This is a genomic window from Catellatospora aurea (genome assembly GCF_042663325.1).
In the GTDB taxonomy this organism is placed as follows: Bacteria; Actinomycetota; Actinomycetes; order Mycobacteriales; family Micromonosporaceae; genus Catellatospora; species Catellatospora aurea.
Window position 1 is genome coordinate 372,068 of the sequence record NZ_JBHTAC010000001.1, and the last position, 19,942, is coordinate 392,009.

Sequence of the window (19,942 nt, forward strand, 5' to 3'; positions counted from 1 at the left end):
TGGGCGCTGCCCGCGTGGGCGGGTCGGGGCGTCGCGACTGCGGCCGGTCCGGGTCAGATGGCCCAGCGGATGGCGTCGGCGAGGCGGGCGGCCGAGCCCTCGTCGTGGAGCATGAAGACCGACGGCTCGGTGAGTTCCAGTTCGACCAGGAGCGGGTTGCCGCGCTCGTCGGGGATGAGGTCGACGCGGGCGTAGACGAGGCCGGTGGGCAGGGTGGCCACGACGGCCTCGCCGACGGCGCGCTCGGCGGCGGTGGGCACCCGGGGCGTGATCTCCTCGGGCTTGTACAGGGTCTCCAGGCCCTCATCGGGGCCGGTGAGCATGGGGCCCTTGCGGATGGCGTGGCTGTACGCCAGGCGGCCGGACTCCGGGTCGGCGAAGAAGAGCAGGGCGGTCTCGCCGTACGAGTCCACGGCGGGCAGGTACGGCTGGACCATGGTGATCCGGCCGGCCGCCTGGAGGCGGTGGACGTGGGCGACGGCCTGCGCGGCGTCACCGGGGCCGTAGCGGCCGGTGTCGCGGCTGCCCGCGCTGACCGCGGGCTTGATCACGTACTCGCCGTCGCCGGACGGGGGCGTCCAGGTGTCGCCGGGAGCCAGGAAGGTCGTCGGGGTGACGGGCAGCCCGGCCGCGGCCAGCTCGGCGAGGTAGCGCTTGTCGGTGTTCCAGGCGACCGTCTCGACCGGGTTCACCAGGCGGGGCACTCCGGAGGCCCAGGCGAGGAACTCGTCGTGGCGCTGGGCGTAGTCCCACGGCGAGCGCAGCACGACCAGGTCGTACGCGGACCAGTCGGCCGCGGGGTCGTCCCAGACGACCGGCGAGGCGTCGACGCCCAGCGCCGCCAGCGCGGGCAGCACCAACTGGTCGTCCGCCTCCAGCAGCGGGATCTCGGCGCAGGTCACGATCGCGACCCGGGGACGCCCACCGGGGCGGGGCGAGGTGGAACCTGCTTCGGAAACCAGGGCGACCCGGGCCTGGGCCCGGGTCGCGTGGTCAAGGGATGTGCTCACAAGATCCGAATATAACGCGGGATCTGAAGAAACCTCAGCGCGCCAAAACTCGCTTGGACATGGAACGCCAGAGGTCGTTCGTGGGGCGCATGAGCTCGATCAGCTCGCGCTCCCACTCGTTCTCCACGGTGATGCCGGCCTTCTCGCAGGCGGCTCGGGCGATGTCGGTGCTGGCGGCCATCCGGTCGCCCCATGCCCCGTCATTGCCCACCAGCACGATGCGCGCACCGCGCCGTCCGACGTACTCGACGACTCCCTTCGCTCCCCCGTGCTCGCTCGCGAAAGCGCGCAGGCCCGCCACAAGCGTGGCGGTGGGGTGCTCGATGGTCGTCGTCGTATCTGAACCTTCTGCCATGCCAAGCACGATAAGCAGAACGGGTGTCCTGTGGAGGGATGGTGATGAGCTTTTGTGATTCCTGTTACGTGATCGCAACCCGATGTACAGAGATCGACTGTCCGGGTTCGCCCGGAAATAGCATCGTCAATGCGTCACAGAACGGACAGAAATCAGTCAGCTGGCCGACACTCGTTACCGAAAAAGGGCGTGTCCGGCCGAAACAGGTAAGAACCGCTCAGATGAACACGTCGACCGCGGTGGCCACGAACACGATCGTGAGGTACGCCGTGGACCAGTGGAACAGCCGCATCGGCTTGACGTCCTCACCCTTGACCGTGCGGCTGTACAGGCCGTGGGCCTCCAGGATGAAGAAGCCGCCGCAGATCAGCGCGGGAACGCCGTACACCGACGACATGCCCAGCGGCCACACCGCCAGCGACACGGCCACCGTGAGCCAGGAGTACACCACGGATTCGATCGCGACGCGACGCGGGGTCGCCACCACGGTCAGCATGGGGATGCCGGCCTTGGCGTAGTCGTCCTTGAACCGGATCGCCAGCGCGTAGAAGTGCGGCATCTGCCAGAAGAAGACGACGCCGAACAGCAGCCAGGCCGCCGGGGCCAGCGAGTTCGTCACCGCGGCCCAGCCGATGAGCACCGGCATCGCCCCGCACACGCCGCCCCAGAAGGTGTTGTGCGGCGTGGTGCGCTTCAGCCACGCGGTGTAGATCACGTCGTAGTAGACGATCGCCGCCACGGTCAGCGCGGTGGCCAGCCAGTTGGTGAACGCCGCCATCAGCACGGTCGAGGCGACCGCGAGAGTGAGGCCGAACACCAGGGCGTTCTTCGGCGAGATCTGGTGGGTGACCAGCGGGCGACGCGAGGTGCGGCCCATCAGCGGGTCGATGTCGCGGTCGATGTAGCAGTTGATCGCGTTGGCCGCGCCGGCCGCGAACGAGCCGCCGACCAGCACCACCAGCATCAGCCAGATCGACGGCAGCCCCTGCGCGGCCAGCATCATCGCCGGGATCGTCGTGATGAGCAGCAGCTCGACGATGCGCGGCTTGGTGAGCGACACGTATGCCCCCACCACGGCCCATCTGGCCTTGCGCTGCTGCAGCAGCGCGGCACGGGCCACCGCGCCCGGCTGGACCGGGATCGTGGCGGTGCGGGGGGACGGGAGATCTACGGTGGCCGCCTCAGGCGACTCTGCGGCGAGCGTGCTCACCCGCAACAGGGTACGGCAACGCTGGTCAACCCCTGCGAGCGCTACGCCACACCCGGAATGGACGGGTTCACACATGCGCTGTGCGCGGTATGAGTAGGGTCAACAACGACGCCAGGCGACACCGTGGCCGCCCGGACGACGATGCTTCATACCTGCCGGAGCCCCTGGGCGTGGCGAACCATTCCACGGCCTGGCGCGACGGAAACGAGCCGCTAGGAGTAGCACAGCTGTGACCGAGCAGTTGATCTGGTCTGACATCGACCGCCGCGCGGTGGACACCGCCCGCGTCCTGGCCATGGACGCCGTCGAAAAGGCCGGCAACGGCCATCCGGGCACCGCGATGAGCCTCGCACCGCTGGCGTACCTGCTGTTCCAGCGGGCCATGCGCCTCGACCCCAACGATCCGGACTGGACCGGCCGCGACCGCTTCGTGCTCTCCGCCGGCCACTCCTCCCTCACCCAGTACGTCCAGCTCTACCTCGCCGGCTACGGCCTGGAGCTGTCGGACCTGCAGGCGCTGCGCCAGTGGGGCTCGCTGACCCCGGGCCACCCGGAGCACGGGCACACCCGCGGCGTGGAGACCACCACGGGCCCGCTGGGCCAGGGCCTGGGCAACGCGGTAGGCATGGCGATGGCGGCGCGCCGCGAGCGCGGCCTGTTCGACCCGGACGCCGCCCCGGGCACCAGCCCGTTCGACCACCACATCTACGTGATCTGCTCGGACGGCGACATCGAGGAGGGCGTGACCCACGAGGTCTCCTCGATCGCGGGCCACCAGAAGCTGGACAACCTCATCGTCTTCTACGACGACAACGAGATCTCGATCGAGGACAACACCCTCATCGCGAAGTCCGAGGACGTCTGCAAGCGCTACGAGGCGTACGGCTGGCACGTCGAGAAGGTCGACTGGACCGGCGGCAACACCGGTTACCACGAGGACGTCCCGGCGCTGTGGGCGGCGATCCAGCGCGCCAAGGCGGTCACCGACCGGCCCAGCTTCATCGCGCTGCGCACCATCATCGGCTGGCCCGCGCCGACCAAGCAGAACACCGGCAAGATCCACGGCTCGGCGGTCGGCCCGAACGAGGCCGCCGCGGTCAAGGAGCTGCTCGGCTTCGACCCGGCCGTCGCGTTCCCGGTCGAGGACGAGGTCATCGCGCACACCCGCGCCGTGGCCGAGCGCGGCCGCCTGCTGCACGAGCAGTGGGAGGAGGCCTTCCACGACTGGGCGAAGACCAACCCGGAGCGGCTGGCCCTGTTCGACCGGATGAGCACCCGCACCCTGCCCGCGGGCTGGGAGAAGGCGCTGCCGTCCTTCCCGCACGACCCGAAGGGCCTGGCCACCCGGGCCGCGTCCGGCCAAGTGCTGAACGCGCTGGCCCCGGTGCTGCCGGAGCTGTGGGGCGGCTCGGCCGACCTGGCCGAGAGCAACAACACCACCATGAAGGGCGAGCCGTCGTTCGTCCCGGCCGAGTTCGCCACCAAGGAGTTCCCCGGCGACGAGTACGGCCGCACGCTGCACTTCGGCATCCGCGAGCACGGCATGGGCTCGATCATGAACGGCATCGCCCTGCACGGCGGCACCCGCGTGTACGGCGGCACGTTCCTGGTCTTCTCCGACTACATGCGCCCGCCGGTGCGCCTGGCCGCGCTGATGAAGCTGCCGGTGACGTACGTCTGGACGCACGACTCGATCGGCCTCGGCGAGGACGGCCCGACCCACCAGCCGGTCGAGCAGCTCACCGCGCTGCGCGCCATCCCCGGCCTCGACGTGGTGCGGCCGGCCGACGCCAACGAGACCGCGCACGCCTGGCGCATGGCGCTGGAGCACAGCGACCGGCCCACGGCGTTGGCGCTGACCCGGCAGAACGTGCCCACGCTCGACCCGGCGAAGGTCGTCGGCTTCGAGCGCGGCGGCTACATCCTGGAGGAGGCCTCCACCGGCACCCCGCAGGTGATCCTCATCGGCACCGGCTCCGAGGTCTCGATCTGCCTCAAAGCCCAGGAGCTGCTGGAGGACGAGGACGTGCCCACCCGGGTCGTGTCCATGCCGTGCCAGGAGTGGTTCCGCGCCCAGGACGCGGGGTACCGGGAGTCCGTGCTGCCCGCGAACGTCAAGGCCCGCGTGAGCGTCGAGGCCGGTATCGCCATGTCGTGGCGTGACCTGGTCGGCGACGCCGGCGAGTCGGTGAGCCTGGAGCACTACGGCGCGTCGGCACCGGCGGCCACCCTGTTCGAGAAGTTCGGTTTCACCCCGGAGGCGGTCGCGGCCGCGGCCCGCCGCTCCCTGAACAAGGCAGGCGAGTGACACATGACTGATCCACTGGGCGAGCTCTCCGCCGCGGGCGTCGCGGTATGGCTCGACGACATCTCCCGTGAGCGGCTGACCGAGGGTGGCAAGCACACCGCCCTGGCCACGCTGCTCGACGAGTCGCACGTCGTCGGTGTGACCAGCAACCCGACCATCTTCGCGGGCGCGCTGGCGGGCAGCGACGACTACGACGCGCAGCTGCACGACCTGAAGGTGCGCGGCGTCACGGTCGACGAGGCCGTGCGCATGCTCACCACGTACGACATCCGCTGGGCCTGCGACGTGATGCGCCCGGCGTTCGACGCCTCCGGTGGCGCCGACGGCCGGGTGTCCATCGAGGTGGACCCGCGGCTGGCCGACCAGACCGAGCCGACCATCGCCGAGGCCAAGCAGCTGTGGTGGCTGGTCGACCGGCCCAACCTGTTCATCAAGATCCCGGCGACCCTGGCCGGCCTGCCCGCGATCACCGCGGCGCTGGCCGAGGGCATCAGCGTCAACGTGACGCTGATCTTCTCGCTGGAGCGCTACCGCGCGGTGATGGACGCCTGGCTGACCGGCCTGGAGCAGGCGCAGGCCAACGGGCACGACATCGCCAAGATCGAGTCCGTGGCGTCGTTCTTCGTGTCGCGCTTCGACACCGAGATCGACAAGCGGCTGGAGAAGATCGGCACCCCGGACGCGCTCGCCCTGCGCGGGCAGGCCGCGGTCGCCAACGCCCGGCTGGCGTACGGCGCGCACCTGGACGTCGTCAACGGCCAGCGCTGGGCCGCCCTCAAGGCCGCCGGGGCCAAGCCGCAGCGGCCGCTGTGGGCCTCCACCGGCACCAAGAACGAGGCCTACCCGGACACGCTCTACGTCGAGCAGCTGATCGCGCCGAACACGGTCAACACCATGCCGGAGAAGACCATGAAGGCCTTCGCCGACCACGGCAAGGTGCCCGGCGACACGGTCACCGGCAACCTGCAGTCGGCCGAGATGACCCTCGACGCGCTGCGCGAGGTCGGCGTCGACTACGACGACGTGGTGGAGTTCCTGGAGCGGGACGGCGTCGCCAAGTTCGACGCCAGCTGGAAGGAACTGCTCGCGGGCGTGCAGGCGAAGCTGGAGCAGGCGTGAGCGAGCGCAGCGAGCGAACCATGGTGCAGGTAGGACACGCCGCCGACGAGCGCAGCGAGGAGAAGGCGTGAGCGAGAACGTTGAGGAAGTCGTGTTCGGTGGCGGGCTGACCGTGCGGGTGTCCCGCGAGGTCGCCGAGGCGGCCGAGCCGGTGCTCGCCCGGTTGCTGGCCGACGGGGTGCCCGCGAAGCTGGTGGCCAAGGACGCCACGCTGTGGGGTCCGGCCGCCGAGGCCGAGGCCGCCGTTCGGCTCGGCTGGGTGGACACCTTCCAGCGCAGCCGGGCGCTGCTGCCGCAGCTCGCCGAGCTGCACGACGAGCTGGGCGACCTGGACCACGTGGTGCTGGCCGGCATGGGCGGCTCCTCACTGGCCCCCGAGGTGATCTCCCTCACCCTGGGCAAGCAGCTCACCGTGCTGGACACCACCGATCCCGGCCAGGTCGCCGCCGCGCTGCGCGACCGGCTCGACCGCACCGTGGTGGTGGTGTCGAGCAAGTCCGGCGGCACCGTGGAGACCGACAGCCACCGCCGGGCGTACCTGCAGGCGTTCCTCGACGCCGGGCTGAGCCCGGCCGAGGCGGGCCGGCGCTTCGTCGTCGTCACCGACCCCGGCTCGCCGCTGGAGGCGACCGCCCGCGAGATGGGCGCGACGGTGCTGCTGGCCGACTCGGACGTGGGTGGCCGCTACTCGGCGCTGACCGCGTTCGGCCTGGTGCCGACGGCGCTGACCGGCGTGGACGTGGCCGAGCTGCTGGACCAGGCGGAGGAGTTCGCGAGCACGCTGACCGGCGACCTCGACAACCCGGCGTTCCTGCTCGGCGCGGCGATGGGCGCGGCGGCCCTGGCGGGCCGCGACAAGATCGCGCTGGTGGACGACGGAAGCGGCATCACCGGCCTGGGCGACTGGGCCGAGCAGCTGATCGCCGAGTCCACCGGCAAGGACGGCAAGGGCATCCTGCCGGTCGTGGTGGAGACCCCGACCAGCGCCGGGGCGACCGGCTCCGACGTGCTGACCGCCACGGTCGGCGGGTCGCTGGGCGTCGGCGCGGTGCCGGGCAGCGGCGTCGTGCCGCACGTCTCGGTCAACGGGCCGCTCGGCGCGCAGTTCCTGTGCTGGGAGGTCGCGACCGCGGTGGCCGGGCGGGTGCTCGGCATCGACCCGTTCGACCAGCCCAACGTCACCGAGTCCAAGCAGAACACCAACAAGATCCTCGAGGCGGGACTGCCGGCGGCGACGCCGTCGTTCACCGAGGGCGCCGTCGTCGGGTACGGCGACGCGACCTCCCTGGAGGACGCGCTGCGCGCCCTGCTCGGGGCCGCGGGCGAGAACGGCTACGTGGCCGTGATGGCCTACCTCGACCGGTTCGCCGACGCCGACACCGCCAAGCTGCGCGAGCTGCTGGCGAGCGCGAGCGGCCGCCCGGTGACGTTCGGCTGGGGCCCGCGCTTCCTGCACTCGACCGGCCAGTACCACAAGGGCGGCCCGCAGGTCGGGGCGTTCCTGCAGATCACCGGCGAGGCCGCCGAGGACCTGGCGGTGCCGGGCAGGCCGTACACCTTCGGGCAGTTGCAGGCGGCGCAGGCGGCAGGCGACCGGCAGGCGCTCGCCGGGCGCGACCGCCCGCTGCTGCACCTGCACCTGACCGACCGGGCCAAGGGCATCGCCCAGCTGCTGGACGCCGCAGCCCGGCTCCAGCCGGACAAGGAGAGGTGACGTCACGTGACCGTGTCGTCCGACCCGCAGCGGCGCAACCCGCTGCGGGACCCCCAGGACCGCCGACTGCCGCGGATCCCGGAGCCCTGCGCGCTCGTCATCTTCGGGGTCACCGGCGACCTCGCCCGCAAGAAGCTCATTCCCGCCGTGTACGACCTGGCCAACCGGGGCCTGCTGCCGCCCGGCTTCGTGATCGCCGGGTTCGCCCGGCGTGACTGGGGCGACGGCGACTTCGAGAACGTGGCCCGGACCGCGGCCATGGAGCACGCGCGCACCCCGTGGCGCGAGGAGGTCTGGGCCCGGCTGGCGGGCAACTTCCGCTTCGTGGGCGGCGCGTTCGACGACGACGCCGCCTTCGACCGGCTGCACGACTGCCTGAACGAGCTGCGCGACTCGCACGGCATCATGGGCAACGCGGCGTTCTACCTGTCCATCCCCCCGGCCGCCTTCCCGACCGTGCTCAAGCAGCTGGAGCGCACCGGCATGGCCGACAACGCCAAGTCGGGCGGCTGGCGGCGGGTCGTGGTGGAGAAGCCGTTCGGCGAGGACCTGGAGTCGGCCAAGGCGCTCAACGACCTGGTCGACGATGTGGTCAGCGCGGAGGACGTCTTCCGCATCGACCACTACCTGGGCAAGGAGACGGTCCAGAACATCCTGGCGCTGCGCTTCGCGAACTCGCTGTTCGAGCCGCTGTGGAACTCCAAGTACGTCGACTCGGTGCAGATCACCATGGCCGAGGACGTCGGCATCGGCACCCGGGCCGGCTTCTACGACGCCACCGGCGCGGCCCGCGACGTCATGCAGAACCACCTGATGCAGCTGCTGGCGCTGGTCGCCATGGAGGAGCCGACCACGTTCGACGCCTCCGAGATCCGCGCGGAGAAGCTCAAGGTGCTGCGGGCGACCGTGCCGCCGAAGGACGTGGCCGCCGAGACCGTGCGCGGGCAGTACCTGACCGGCTGGGTCGCCGGGGCCCGGGTGCCGGGTTACCTGGAGGAGTCGGACGTCCCGCCGGACTCGAACACCGAGACGTACGCGGCGGTGCGGCTGACCATCCAGAACCGCCGGTGGGCGGGCGTGCCGTTCTACATCCGCTGCGGCAAGCGCTTGCCCCGGCGGGTCACCGAGGTCGCGGTGCTGTTCAAGAAGGCCCCGCACCTGCCGTTCTACCCCGAGGACGTGGAGCTGCTGGGCAACAACCAGCTGGTCATCCGGGTCCAGCCGGACGAGGGCGTGATGCTGAAGTTCGGCTCCAAGGTGCCCGGCACCCAGATGGAGCTGCGCGACATCACCATGGACTTCGCCTACGGCGAGGCCTTCACCGAGTCCAGCCCCGAGGCGTACGAGCGGCTCATCCTCGACGTGCTGCTCGGCGACCGGACGCTGTTCCCGGACGCGGCGGAGGTCGAGGAGGGCTGGCGCATCATCGACCCACTGGAGGACGCCTGGGCGGGCACCAAGCCCGCGACGTACCGGGCGGGCGAGTGGGGTCCGCGCGAGGCCGACGAGATGCTGGCCCGCGATGGCCGCACCTGGCGGCGGGCATGATTTCGAAGCTCTCTGGAAGTGGGACGGAATGTTAGCCCTGTGGGACACCACCGGTAACGAGGTGGTGCGCAAGCTCGCCTCGGAGCGGCGCAACGCGGGCGGCGTCGCCAGCGGCCTCGCCCTCAACCTGGTCGTCATCGTGGACGAGGGCCGGGTGCGCCAGGTCGAGGACGCGGCCACCATCGCCGCCGCGTCGCACCCCTGCCGCCTGCTCGTGGTCAGCCGCGGCCCGGTCGCGGGCGTCGACGCGGCGACCGCGAACGCCAAGAACCGGCTCGACGCCGAGATCGTCGTCGGCGGGCGGCTCGGACCGTGCGAGGCCGTGATCATGCGGATGCACGGCCGGCTCGCCCTGCACAGCGAGTCGGTGGTCATGCCGCTGCTGGCCCCGGATGTGCCGGTGGTCACCTGGTGGCACGGCTGCCCGCCCGAGCACATCGCGTACGACCCGCTGGGTGTCGTCGCGGAGCGCCGGGTCACCGACATCGCCCAGTGCCCCGACCCGGCCGCGGCGCTGCGGCAGCGAGCGCTGGACTACGCCCCCGGCGACACCGACCTGTCCTGGACCCGGCTGACCGGCTGGCGCTCGCTGATCGCGGGCGCGTTCGACACCGCGTCGGCAGGCGCGCTGTCGGCGACGGTGCACGCGGCCGCGGGGGACCCGCTGGGCGCGCTGCTGCGCGGCTGGATCATCGCGCGGATGGGCATCCCGGTGCAGCTCGCCGAGGTCGCCGGACCGCTGCACGGGGTCGACTTCGCGCTGGCCGACGGCGGCTCGCTGAGCCTGCACAGCACCGGCGACGGCATGGCCCTGCTGCGCAAGTCCGGCTCGCTGGACCAGGTGCTGCCGCTGGTGGAACGCCGCCTGGGCGAGGTGCTGGCCGAGGAGCTGCAGCGCCTCGACGCCGACCAGCCGTACGCGGCGGCGCTGGCCGCGGCGACGGGGATCGAGAACCTCGGCGACCGGGCGTCCACCCGTACCCACATCTGGCAGGACCCGGCCTGGGAGCCGGTGGCGGCATGAGCACGGACACCGCACCCGGCGCGCATGCCGCCGACGGGTCCGTGCCGGCGCCGACCGTGGTCGTGCACGCCGACGCGGACGTGCTGGCCACAGCGGTGGCCGCACGGCTCGTCGTGCGGATACAGGACGCGCAGGCCGCGCGGGGCACGGCCGACGTCGTGCTGACCGGCGGCCGGGTCGCCGCGGCCGTGTACCGGGCCGTGCTGGCCGCCCCGGCCCGCGACGCGGTCGACTGGTCCCGGGTGAACCTGTGGTGGGGGGACGAGCGTTTCCTGCCCGCCGGGGACCCGGACCGCAACGAGACCCAGGCGCGCGCGGCCCTGCTGGACTCGCTGCCGCTCGACCCGGCACGGGTGCACCCGATGCCACCCTCGGACGGCCCCGACGGCGCAGACCCGGAACTGGCGGCCGCGCGGTACGCCGCGGAGCTGGCCCGGCACGCGCCCGACGGGGGCGCGCTGCCGCACTTCGACCTGGTGCTGCTCGGCGTCGGCGAGGACGGCCACGTGGCGTCGGTGTTCCCGGGCCACCCGAGCTCGGCCGAACCCGGGCCGGTCTGCGCGGTCCGGGACAGCCCGAAGCCGCCGCCGCTGCGCACCACGCTCACCATCCCCGCCCTGGACACCGCGGACGAGGTCTGGCTGATCGCCGCCGGGCCGGACAAGGCCGAGTCCGTCGGCGCGGCGCTGACCGGGCCGGCGCTGCTGCCGGCGGCCCGGGTGCACGGCGTCTCGCGCACCGTCTGGCTGCTCGACCGGGCGGCGGCGGCGAACGCCCCGGCGCACTTCGCCCCGCGCTGATCGACCGAGTAACGCCGAAAGGGCGGCCGACCCGAAGGTCAGCCGCCCTTTCGCGTGCTTGCGGTCGTCAGCCGACGGCGCCGGCGGCCATTTCGAGCTTCAGCCAGAGGCCGAGCCCCACGATGCAGGCGAACCAGACGATGCCCACCAGCACGGTGTAGCGGTCGAGGTTCTTCTCCGCCACCGACGACCCGGCCAGACTCGACGACACACCGCCGCCGAACATGCTGGACAGGCCGCCGCCCTTGCCCCGGTGCAGCAGGACCAGCATCGTCAGCAGGGCGCTGGTGATGATCAGCAACACGATCAACGTGTAGGCGAAGCCGATCGGCATGAGCAGGTGTCCTTAGGCTCGGTGGCCGCTCGCGCGGCCTTGGGTGTCGGTCAACAATAGCGGTCCATCGTACCGGCTAGGAGGCCGAGGAGGTCACATCCACCGGGATCGAGGGGTCCTTCAGGCCCAGCGACGCCAGGTCGGGCGCGCCGAACTGGGCGTGGATGAAGGCCCCCGCGACGTTCGAACCGTACATGCGGATCGAGTTCGGGTACAGCACGGGGATGGTCACGGCCATCTCCGACAGCTTGCTGTCGATCTCGCCCCACAGCTTGTACTGCCGGTTCAGGTCCTGCTCGGCCAGCGCGTCGGCGATCGCCTTGTTCACGTCCGAGTCGTTCAGGAACGAGTAGTTCGAGCCGCTCTGCTCGCCGGTGGGCTTGACCAGCTTGCCGTCGAACAGCGGCGGGATGACCGCCGAGCCGTTCGCCCAGTCCGGGATCCAGCCCGCGTAGACCAGGTGGTTGCCGTGGCCCACGTCGGCGATGCGGCCCCAGTACTGGTCCGCCGGCAGCCGCTTGAGCTCGACCTTGATGCCGATGCGCACGTAGGCGTCGACCATCGTCTTGACGTAGCGGGCGATGGTGTCGTTCTCCGGCAGCGAGACCGAGATCTTCTCGGGGCAGGGCTTGCCGTCCTTGCGCGCCTTGTCGATGAGCGCGAGCGCCTTGTCCTCGTCGCCGTCGCTGTCGGTGAGGGTGCCGTAGTGGTCGAACTTGGCGTGCGCCGCCAGGTTCGGCGGGATCATCGAGGTGGCCAGCTCACCGATCACCGAGCCGCCCATGGCCTGGCGGTACTTGCGCTTGTTGAACGCGTACGCCAGCGCCTTGCGGCAGTCCAGGTTCGGCACCATGACCGTGTTGATGGCGAAGTAGCGCACCGAGCCGCTGGGGCCGGTCGCCACCCGCTGCGAGAGCTTGGGGTCGTTGATGACCTGCTGCAGGAAGTTCGGCGCCACGTTGCTCTGCAACATGATCGTGTTGCGGTCGGCGCCCTGGTCCTGGATCAGCGCGTTGGTGACGGCCGGGTCGTTGGAGTCGACCACGAAGACGATCTTGTCGGGGTGGCCCTTGCGCACCGAATCGAGGCTCGACGACCAGTGCTCGTTGCGGACCAGCGTGAAGCCCTTGTCGCCGGAGCGCGGCTCCATGCGGTACGGGCCGTTGGACAGCGGACGCTTGTCGTAGGCGTCCTTGTCACCGTCGGCGCCCTGCTTGGCGGGCGAGAAGATCGGCAGCGCCACCGTGTAGTTGAAGTCGCCGGCCGGCTGCTTGAGCTTGAACTTGATGGTCCGGGTGTCCTCGCAGACCACCGAGTCCAGCCCCTTGCCGCTGTACGGGCCCTCGTACGGGGTGGCGTTGTCGGCCAGCATCAGCTCCGCGTAGGGCAGGCCCGAGTCGAACAGCGCCGCGAAGTTGCGCTCCACGCCGTACTTGACCTGCGAGCAGTTGACGGGCGAGCCGTCCTCCCACTTCACCCCCTCGCGCAGCTTGAACTCCCAGACCGTGTTCTTCTCACTCGGCCGGCCGAGGTCGGTGGCCAGGTCGGGCACCAGCTCGCTGCTGGCCGGGCCAGACTCGGCCTTGTAGGTGGTCAGGGTGCGCGACATCAGGCGGCTGATGTTGTTGTCCATCGCGGCCGCGATGCGCTGCGGGTCCAGGTGCTCCGGGAGCTGCGGCAACACGACGCGCAGGGTGCCGCCCGTGGAGACCGTGTCGTTGGCGTCGGCCGCCGAGTCGCAGGCGGAGGCGGCGCCGAGCGCCATGACCGCGACGGCGGCGGCGGTGATCTGCCGCATGCGGTGCTTGAGGTATGGCATCGTCGTCCTCCCAGCGGGCGTGGGGGTGGCCCGCCAAGGATCTCAGGGGTGGTCGGGGGGTGAACCGCTCGCAGCCGCACGACGTCTCGGTCGCCCGGCCACGCGCACACTCTAGGCACTACGGGGACCGGCGCGGCAGCCGGGAGTCAGATCGCAACAAAGCAGGACTGCGGGCATCCGAAAGATCACTTAGCGTGTACGTCCGGCGGTCCGGCCATAGACGAAGTCCGCCCCCGCGGCCGGAGCCGCGGGGGCGGAGCAGGTTCGTGCCGGTGGCTCAGAGGCCGAGGCGCACGAGCCGGGTGAACTCGTCGGCGTCGAGGCTCGCCCCGCCGACAAGCGCACCGTCGATGTCGGGCTGCGCCATGATCGCGGCGACGTTGCCCGCCTTCACGGAGCCGCCGTAGAGCACGCGCACCGCCTGCGCGGTGGACTCGCCCTGGGTCTTGGCCAGCTGCGCGCGGATCGCCCCGATGACCTCCTGGGCGTCCTCGGGCGTGGCGGTCTTGCCGGTGCCGATCGCCCAGACCGGCTCGTACGCCACCACGACCTTCTCCACCTCGGCCGGGGTGAGCCCGGCCAGGCCGCCGTCGAGCTGCGCGAGCGTGTACTCGACGTGCTCGCCCTTCTCGCGGATGTCCAGGCCCTCGCCCACGCACAGGATCGGCGTGATCTCGTTGGCGAGCGCGGCCTTGACCTTGGCGTTGACCAGCGCGTCGGACTCGTTGTGGTACTGCCGGCGCTCCGAGTGGCCCACCGTCACGAACGAGCAGCCCAGCTTCGCCAGCATCGCGCCGGAGATCTCCCCGGTGTACGCGCCGGAGGGATGCGCCGAGATGTCCTGCGCGCCGTACTTGATGAGCAGCCGGTCGCCGTCCACCAGCGTCTGCACGCTGCGGATGTCGGTGAACGGCGGCAGCACCGCGGCCTCGACGTCCTCGAGCTGCTTCTCGGTCAGGCTGAAGGCCAGCTTCTGCACGAGCGCGATGGCTTCGAGGTGGTTGAGGTTCATCTTCCAGTTGCCGGCCATCAGGGGCCGGCGCTTCACCTCTGCCACTGTGCCTCCATGGTTCGCGACTGCGGGGCTCGCAAGCTCACTCCTCGCGTGCTCACTCTGCCTCCAGGGCTTCGAGACCGGGCAGCGACTTGCCCTCCAGGTACTCCAGCGACGCGCCGCCGCCCGTGGAGATGTGGCCGAACGCGGCCTCGTCGATGCCGAGCGCGCGCACGGCCGCGGCCGAGTCGCCGCCGCCGACCACGGTGAAGCCGTCGACCTTGGTGATGGCCTCGGCCACGCCCCGGGTCCCGTTCGCGAACGGGGCCAGCTCGAACACGCCCATCGGGCCGTTCCAGAAGACCGTCTTCGCACCGGACAGCGCCTCGGTGAACAGGGCCACCGACGCCGGGCCGATGTCCAGGCCGAGCCAGCCGGCCGGGATCGCGTCCGCGGCGACCGTGTCGGTCGCGGCGTCGGCGGCGAACTTGTCGGCCACCACCACGTCGGTCGGCAGCACGATCCGGTCGCCGGCGCGGGCCAGCAGGTCGCGGCAGGTGTCGAGCATCTCCTCCTGCAGCAGCGACGCGCCCACCTCGTGGCCCTGGGCCTTGAGGAAGGTGAAGCACATGCCGCCGCCGATGAGCAGCTTGTCTGCCTTGCCGAGCAGCGCCTCGATCACGGCGAGCTTGTCGGAGACCTTTGAGCCGCCAAGGATCACCACGTACGGCGTGGCCGGGTTCTCGGTGAGCCGCTTGAGCACCTCGACCTCGCGCAGCACCAGGCCGCCCGCGTAGTGCGGGAGCCGGGAGGCGACGTCGTAGACGCTCGCGTGCTTGCGGTGCACCGCGCCGAAGGCGTCGTCGACGTACACGTCGCCGAACGCCGCCAGCTGGTCGGCGAACGCGCCGCGCACGGCGTCGTCCTTGCTGGTCTCCCCCGCGTTGAAGCGCAGGTTCTCCAGCAGCACCACGCCACCGGGGGTCAGCGCCGCCACCGCGTCCTGCGCCGACGGGCCGACCGTGTCACCGGCGAAGGTGACCGGCGAGCCGAGCAGCTCGGCGAAGCGCGTCGCGACCGGCGCGAGCGTGTACTTGGGGTCGGGCTCGCCCTTGGGGCGGCCCAGGTGCGACATGACGATCACCGAAGCGCCCGCGTCGCGCAGCGCCGTGATGGTCGGCAGCACCGCCCGGATCCGGCCGTCGTCGGCGATGGTCCCGGGGCTGTCCTTGACGAAGGGCACGTTCAGGTCGGCGCGCACCAGCACGCGCCGACCCGAGACACCCTCGGCGAGCAATTCGTCGAGGCCGCGCATTACAGCGAGGCGCCCACGAGCTTGGTGAGGTCCACCAGGCGGTTCGAGTAGCCCCACTCGTTGTCGTACCAGCCGACGACCTTCACCTGGTTGCCGATGACCTTGGTCAGGCCGGCGTCGAAGATGCAGGAGGCCGGGTCGGTCACGATGTCCGAGGAGACGATCTCGTCCTCGGTGTACACCAGGATGCCCTTGAGCGGGCCCTCGGCCGCGGCCTTGATCGCGGCGTTGACCTCCTCGACCGACGTCTCGCGGGCGGCGGTGAAGGTCAGGTCGGTGGCCGAGCCGGTCGGGATCGGCACGCGCAGCGCGAAGCCGTCCAGCTTGCCCTTGAGCTCCGGCAGGACCAGGCCGATCGCCTTGGCGGCGCCGGTCGAGGTCGGCACGATGTTCAGGGCCGCGGCGCGGGCGCGACGCAGGTCCTTGTGCGGGCCGTCCTGCAGGTTCTGGTCCTGGGTGTACGCGTGGATCGTGGTCATCAGACCCTTCTCGATCCCGATCGTGTCGTTCAGGACCTTCGCCATGGGGGCGAGGCAGTTCGTGGTGCAGGAGGCGTTCGAGATGATCGTGTGCTTGGCGGCGTCGTACTTGTCGCCGTTCACGCCGAGCACGATCGTGATGTCCTCACCCTTGGCCGGAGCCGAGATGATGACCTTCTTGGCGCCGTTGTCCGCGTGCACCTTCGCCTTGGCGGCGTCGGTGAACAGGCCCGTCGACTCGATGACGACGTCCGCGCCCAGGTCACCCCAGGGGAGCTTGCCCGGGTCACGCTCGGCGAACGCCTTGAACGACTTGCCGTTGACCGTCAGCTCGGTCTCGGTCGCCTTCACCTCGTAGGGCAGGCGGCCCAGGATCGAGTCGTACTTGAGCAGGTGCGCCAGCGTCGCGTTGTCGGTCAGGTCGTTCACGGCCACCAGCTCGATGTCCGCGCCGGACGCGAGCAGCGCCCGGTAGAAGTTACGCCCGATCCGGCCGAAGCCGTTGATGCCAACCCGGATGGTCACAGGTCCCATCTCCTCGCCATGTGCGCCGACTGGCGGCAGTTCGCCCAGTGCGGCGGCCGATAGGTCACTCGCCCGGTCACGCCGCCAACACACCTGGCGGACGGCGTCGCGGCCGAGCTGCCGGCAGCGTCGCCGTACGGTTTCGACCCTAGCTGAGCTGTGACGGACATCCCCGGCGGGGTCTTTGTTTCACCCCCGTGTCCCCTGTCACACGAAACGACAACGACCCCAATCCCAAGATCGCCACGCGGTACGCGGAAACGAGAGATCGCCGCGACCCGCCCGGGTCGCGGCGATCTCGGGGACGACGGCTCAGACGGTGAGCATCTCGGCGGTGACGGCCGCCTCGGTGTCGGGGATGCCCAGGTCGCGGGCGCGCTTGTCGGCGAGGGCGAGCAGACGCCTTATGCGGCCGGCGATGGCGTCCTTGGTCAGCGGCGGGTCGGCCAGCGCGCCCAGTTCCTCCAGGGAGGCCTGGCGGTGCTCCAGGCGCAGGCGGCCCGCGCTGGTCAGGTGGCCGGGGGCGTCGTCGGCGAGGATCTCCAGGGCGCGGGTGACCCGGGCCGCGGCGGCGACCGCGGCGCGGGCCGAGCGGCGCAGGTTCGCGTCGTCGAAGTTGGCCAGCCGGTTCGCGGTCGCGCGGACCTCCCGGCGCACCCGGCGCTCCTCCCAGGCCAGCACGCTGGAGTGCGCGCCGATGCGGGTGAGCAGGGCGGCGATCGCGTCGCCGTCCTTGACCACGACCCGGTCGACGCCGCGCACCTCGCGGGCCTTGGCGGTGATGCCGAGGCGGCGGGCCGCGCCGACCAGCGCCAGGGCCGACTCCGGACCCGGGCAGGTGATCTCCAGGGCGCAGGAGCGGCCGGGCTCGGTCAGGGAGCCGTGCGCCAGGAACGCCCCGCGCCAGGCCGCCACGGCGCAGCACACGCTCGCCGAGACCACGTTCGGCGGCAGGCCCCGCACCGGCCGCCCGCGCACGTCGAGCAGGCCGGTCTGGCGCGCCAGCGCCTCGCCGTCCTTGACGATGCGCACGATGTAGTGGCTGCCCTTGCGCAGCCCGCCCGACGCGAGGATGTGCACCTCGCTCGGATAGCCGAACAGGTCGGCGATGGTGGTGCGCAGCCGCCGGGCCACCGCTCCGGTGTCCAGCTCCGCCTCCACCACGACGCGGCCCGAGACGATGTGCAGCCCGCCCGCGAAGCGCAGCAGTGCCGCCATCTCCGCGCGCCGGCAGCACGGCTTGGGCACGTCGACCCGGCTGAGCTCGTCTTTGACCGCAGCGGTCATCGCCATCGTGTCGTCACCTCGTGGCCGGTCGCGGCTGTGATGCCTGATTGTGTCGTGCGGTTTGTCGTACGTGCTTAACGAGCGGTGGCCAAGAGTGGCACCAGTGCGCGGCCCAATCGGACCGGATCGTGTCGCGCGGTGCCGTCCTGGACGGCCACCGGAGCGATCGCGATGCGAGCACCGAGTGATTCTGCCGCATTCGCGACCGGTTCGGGGTCTCCCACGGCATTCCTGTCGACCAGAACAATATCGACCTTGAGGTCCGGGAGATACCGACCCAGCGCGCCCAGGTGATCAGGCAGCGACAGGCCCACCGTCTCGGAGTCCGCCGCCAGGTTCAGGGTCACCAGCCGGCGTGCCGCGCTGGAGGTGACCGCGGCTGCCAGCTGCGGCACCAGCAAGTGCGGGATGACACTGGTGTACCAGCTCCCGGGCCCGAACACCAACCAGTCCGCGTCGGCGATCGCCGCCAGGGCCTGCGGGCACGCGTCGGGCTCCGGCGGCTCCAGCCGGACCTCCAGCACCCGCCCCTGGGCGACCGCGACCTGGTGCTGGCCGCGCACGGTGATCTGCCGGCCGTCGACGAACAGGTCCGCCTCGATGCCCAGCGGCTTGTTCGACATCGGCAGCACCCGGCCCACCGCGCGCAGCATCGCCCCGGCCAGGTCGAGCGCCGCCACCGGGTCGCCGAGCTGCTCCATCAGGCCGCACAGCACCACGTTGCCGACCGGGTGCCCGGCCAGCTCGTCGGCGCCGCCGAAGCGGTACTGCATCAGCCGGGCGGTGCGGTCGCTGAGATCGTCGTCCCCGGCGAGGGCGGCCAGCGCCTGCCGCAGATCACCCGGAGGGAGTACGTCGCGGCCGGCGCGGATCCGGCCGCTGGAGCCGCCGTCATCGGCGACGGTCACCACGGCGGTGATCTCCAGGGGCAGCCCGGTCGCGCGCAGCGCGCGCAGGCTCGCGCTCAGCCCGTGCCCGCCACCGAACGCCACCACCCGGATCCGGTCACCGCCCGCCTGCGGCCTGAACCCGATGCTGTGCTCGCTCATTCGCGTCCCAGGTCGCGGTGCTGGGCATGGGCGACCACGCGCAGCTCGCGCAGGCGTTTGGCCAGCTCCTCGGCGATGGCGACGCTGCGGTGCTTGCCGCCGGTGCAGCCGACGGCCACGGTCAGGTAGCGCTTGCCCTCGCGCTCGAAGCCGGGCGCGGTCGCGGTCACCAGCCGGGCGTACGTCTCCACGAACGTGTTCGCCCCGCGCTGGCCCAGCACGTACCGGCTGACGTCCTCCTCGCGGCCGGTGTGCTCACGCAGCTCGGGCACCCAGTACGGGTTGGGCAGGAAGCGGGCGTCGAGCACGAAGTCGGCGTCCGGGGGCAGGCCGTACTTGAAGCCGAACGACAGCACCGTGACCCGCAGCCGCAGCGCCTCCGGGCTGGCGAACAGCTCCTCGACCCGGGCCCGGAGCTGGTTCACGTTCAGGTGCGAGGTGTCGATCAGCACGTCGGCCTGCTCGCGGGCCTCGGCCAGCAGCGAGCGCTCGGCGGCGATGCCGTCGGACAGGCGGCCGTCACCCTGCAGCGGGTGCGACCGGCGTACGCTCTCGAACCGCCGGATCAGCACCTCGTCGTCGGCGTCGACGAAGACCACCCGCGGCGAGAAGCCCTTCTCGCGCAGGTCGCGGATCGCGCCGGCGAGGTCGGTCGAGAAGACGCGGCTGCGCACGTCGAGCACCATCGCGGTGTGCCGGGCCGCGCCGCCGGCCTTCGCGGCCAGTTCGGCGAGCTGCACCAGCAGCGCCTGCGGCAGGTTGTCGACCACGTAGTAGCCGACGTTCTCCAGGGCGCGGGCCACGGTGCTGCGCCCGCCGCCGGAGACGCCGGTCACCACCACCAGGTTCGTGGCCGGGCCCTCGCCGGACTCGTCCCCGGTCACCCGGGGCTCGCCCTGCTGCTCACCGCGCTCGCCCGGCGTACTGCGCCGGGCCGGTGTATCCACGCTCACGTGTGCCCCCACTGCTGTCGTCGCCGCCTGCCGGGGCGGCCGCCCGCGACGGCCACCGGGTCCTGCGAACCTCAGGCGGCGGGCAGGCACGTTGCCACC

17 protein-coding genes are annotated in these 19,942 nt (G+C 71.5%); 6 read left to right on the plus strand and 11 right to left on the minus strand.

The genetic code is table 11. From position 1 onward, the window contains the following. Positions 1-53: 53 nt before the first annotated feature. The 3 genes from ACFQO7_RS01760 to ACFQO7_RS01770 form a co-directional block, all read right to left on the minus strand. The gene (locus ACFQO7_RS01760) at positions 54-962 is read right to left on the minus strand and encodes an ATP-grasp domain-containing protein (protein ID WP_376804711.1); all 909 of its coding nucleotides are present in this window, start codon (positions 960-962) and stop codon (positions 54-56) included. A gap of 82 nt (positions 963-1,044) precedes the next feature. Next, positions 1,045-1,365, minus strand: a complete 321-nt coding sequence (locus ACFQO7_RS01765; protein WP_203696723.1) for a hypothetical protein — start codon at positions 1,363-1,365, stop codon at positions 1,045-1,047. A 217-nt stretch (positions 1,366-1,582) separates the two neighbouring features. Then, positions 1,583-2,485, minus strand: coding sequence for a heme o synthase (locus ACFQO7_RS01770; protein ID WP_376804712.1), 903 nt, complete (start codon positions 2,483-2,485; stop codon positions 1,583-1,585). 319 nt (positions 2,486-2,804) lie between these two features. Here ACFQO7_RS01770 and tkt point away from each other — a divergent pair, with 319 nt between their 5' ends. The 6 genes from tkt (at position 2,805) to pgl (ending at position 11,088) form a co-directional block, all read left to right on the plus strand. Next, positions 2,805-4,883, plus strand: a complete 2,079-nt coding sequence (gene tkt / locus ACFQO7_RS01775; protein WP_376804662.1) for a transketolase — start codon at positions 2,805-2,807, stop codon at positions 4,881-4,883. Between the two features lie 3 nt (positions 4,884-4,886). Beyond that, positions 4,887-6,002 carry a transaldolase gene (tal, locus tag ACFQO7_RS01780; protein ID WP_376804663.1) on the plus strand — a complete coding sequence of 372 codons (1,116 nt, stop codon included), beginning with the start codon at positions 4,887-4,889 and terminating at the stop codon, positions 6,000-6,002. Between the two features lie 67 nt (positions 6,003-6,069). Continuing rightward, on the plus strand, positions 6,070-7,716 hold the full coding sequence (locus ACFQO7_RS01785; RefSeq protein WP_376804664.1) for a glucose-6-phosphate isomerase: 1,647 nt from the start codon (positions 6,070-6,072) through the stop codon (positions 7,714-7,716). A gap of 12 nt (positions 7,717-7,728) precedes the next feature. Further along, on the plus strand, positions 7,729-9,264 hold the full coding sequence (zwf, locus tag ACFQO7_RS01790) for a glucose-6-phosphate dehydrogenase (RefSeq protein WP_376804713.1): 1,536 nt from the start codon (positions 7,729-7,731) through the stop codon (positions 9,262-9,264). 28 nt (positions 9,265-9,292) lie between these two features. Further along, positions 9,293-10,288, plus strand: coding sequence for a glucose-6-phosphate dehydrogenase assembly protein OpcA (locus tag ACFQO7_RS01795; RefSeq protein ID WP_376804665.1), 996 nt, complete (start codon positions 9,293-9,295; stop codon positions 10,286-10,288). Further along, positions 10,285-11,088 carry a 6-phosphogluconolactonase gene (gene pgl, locus ACFQO7_RS01800; RefSeq protein ID WP_376804666.1) on the plus strand — a complete coding sequence of 268 codons (804 nt, stop codon included), beginning with the start codon at positions 10,285-10,287 and terminating at the stop codon, positions 11,086-11,088. Before ACFQO7_RS01795 ends, pgl begins: the two co-directional genes overlap by 4 nt. Positions 11,089-11,155: 67 nt before the next feature. Here pgl and secG read toward each other — a convergent pair whose 3' ends face one another. The 8 genes from secG to rapZ all read right to left on the minus strand — a co-directional run bounded on the left by secG (position 11,156) and on the right by rapZ (position 19,774). Beyond that, complete coding sequence (gene secG, locus ACFQO7_RS01805; RefSeq protein ID WP_203696709.1) at positions 11,156-11,422, minus strand: preprotein translocase subunit SecG; 267 nt, start codon at positions 11,420-11,422, stop codon at positions 11,156-11,158. A 76-nt stretch (positions 11,423-11,498) separates the two neighbouring features. Further along, entirely contained in the window at positions 11,499-13,241 is a 1,743-nt protein-coding gene (locus tag ACFQO7_RS01810; protein ID WP_360529216.1) for an ABC transporter substrate-binding protein, read from the minus strand. A 277-nt stretch (positions 13,242-13,518) separates the two neighbouring features. Then, positions 13,519-14,298, minus strand: a complete 780-nt coding sequence (gene tpiA, locus ACFQO7_RS01815; RefSeq protein ID WP_361039516.1) for a triose-phosphate isomerase — start codon at positions 14,296-14,298, stop codon at positions 13,519-13,521. Between the two features lie 52 nt (positions 14,299-14,350). Next, the gene (locus ACFQO7_RS01820) at positions 14,351-15,550 is read right to left on the minus strand and encodes a phosphoglycerate kinase (RefSeq protein ID WP_376804667.1); all 1,200 of its coding nucleotides are present in this window, start codon (positions 15,548-15,550) and stop codon (positions 14,351-14,353) included. After that, positions 15,550-16,554 (minus strand): type I glyceraldehyde-3-phosphate dehydrogenase, encoded by a 1,005-nt coding sequence (gene gap / locus ACFQO7_RS01825; RefSeq protein WP_120315988.1) that lies wholly within the window; start codon positions 16,552-16,554, stop codon positions 15,550-15,552. Before gap ends, ACFQO7_RS01820 begins: the two co-directional genes overlap by 1 nt. Before the next feature lie 312 nt (positions 16,555-16,866). Next, positions 16,867-17,847, minus strand: coding sequence for a DNA-binding protein WhiA (gene whiA, locus ACFQO7_RS01830; RefSeq protein ID WP_120315989.1), 981 nt, complete (start codon positions 17,845-17,847; stop codon positions 16,867-16,869). 68 nt (positions 17,848-17,915) lie between these two features. After that, positions 17,916-18,890 (minus strand): gluconeogenesis factor YvcK family protein, encoded by a 975-nt coding sequence (locus ACFQO7_RS01835; protein WP_376804668.1) that lies wholly within the window; start codon positions 18,888-18,890, stop codon positions 17,916-17,918. After that, the gene (gene rapZ, locus ACFQO7_RS01840; protein ID WP_360529611.1) at positions 18,887-19,774 is read right to left on the minus strand and encodes an RNase adapter RapZ; all 888 of its coding nucleotides are present in this window, start codon (positions 19,772-19,774) and stop codon (positions 18,887-18,889) included. The genes ACFQO7_RS01835 and rapZ overlap by 4 nt, the downstream gene beginning before the upstream one ends. Positions 19,775-19,942 lie beyond the last annotated feature (168 nt).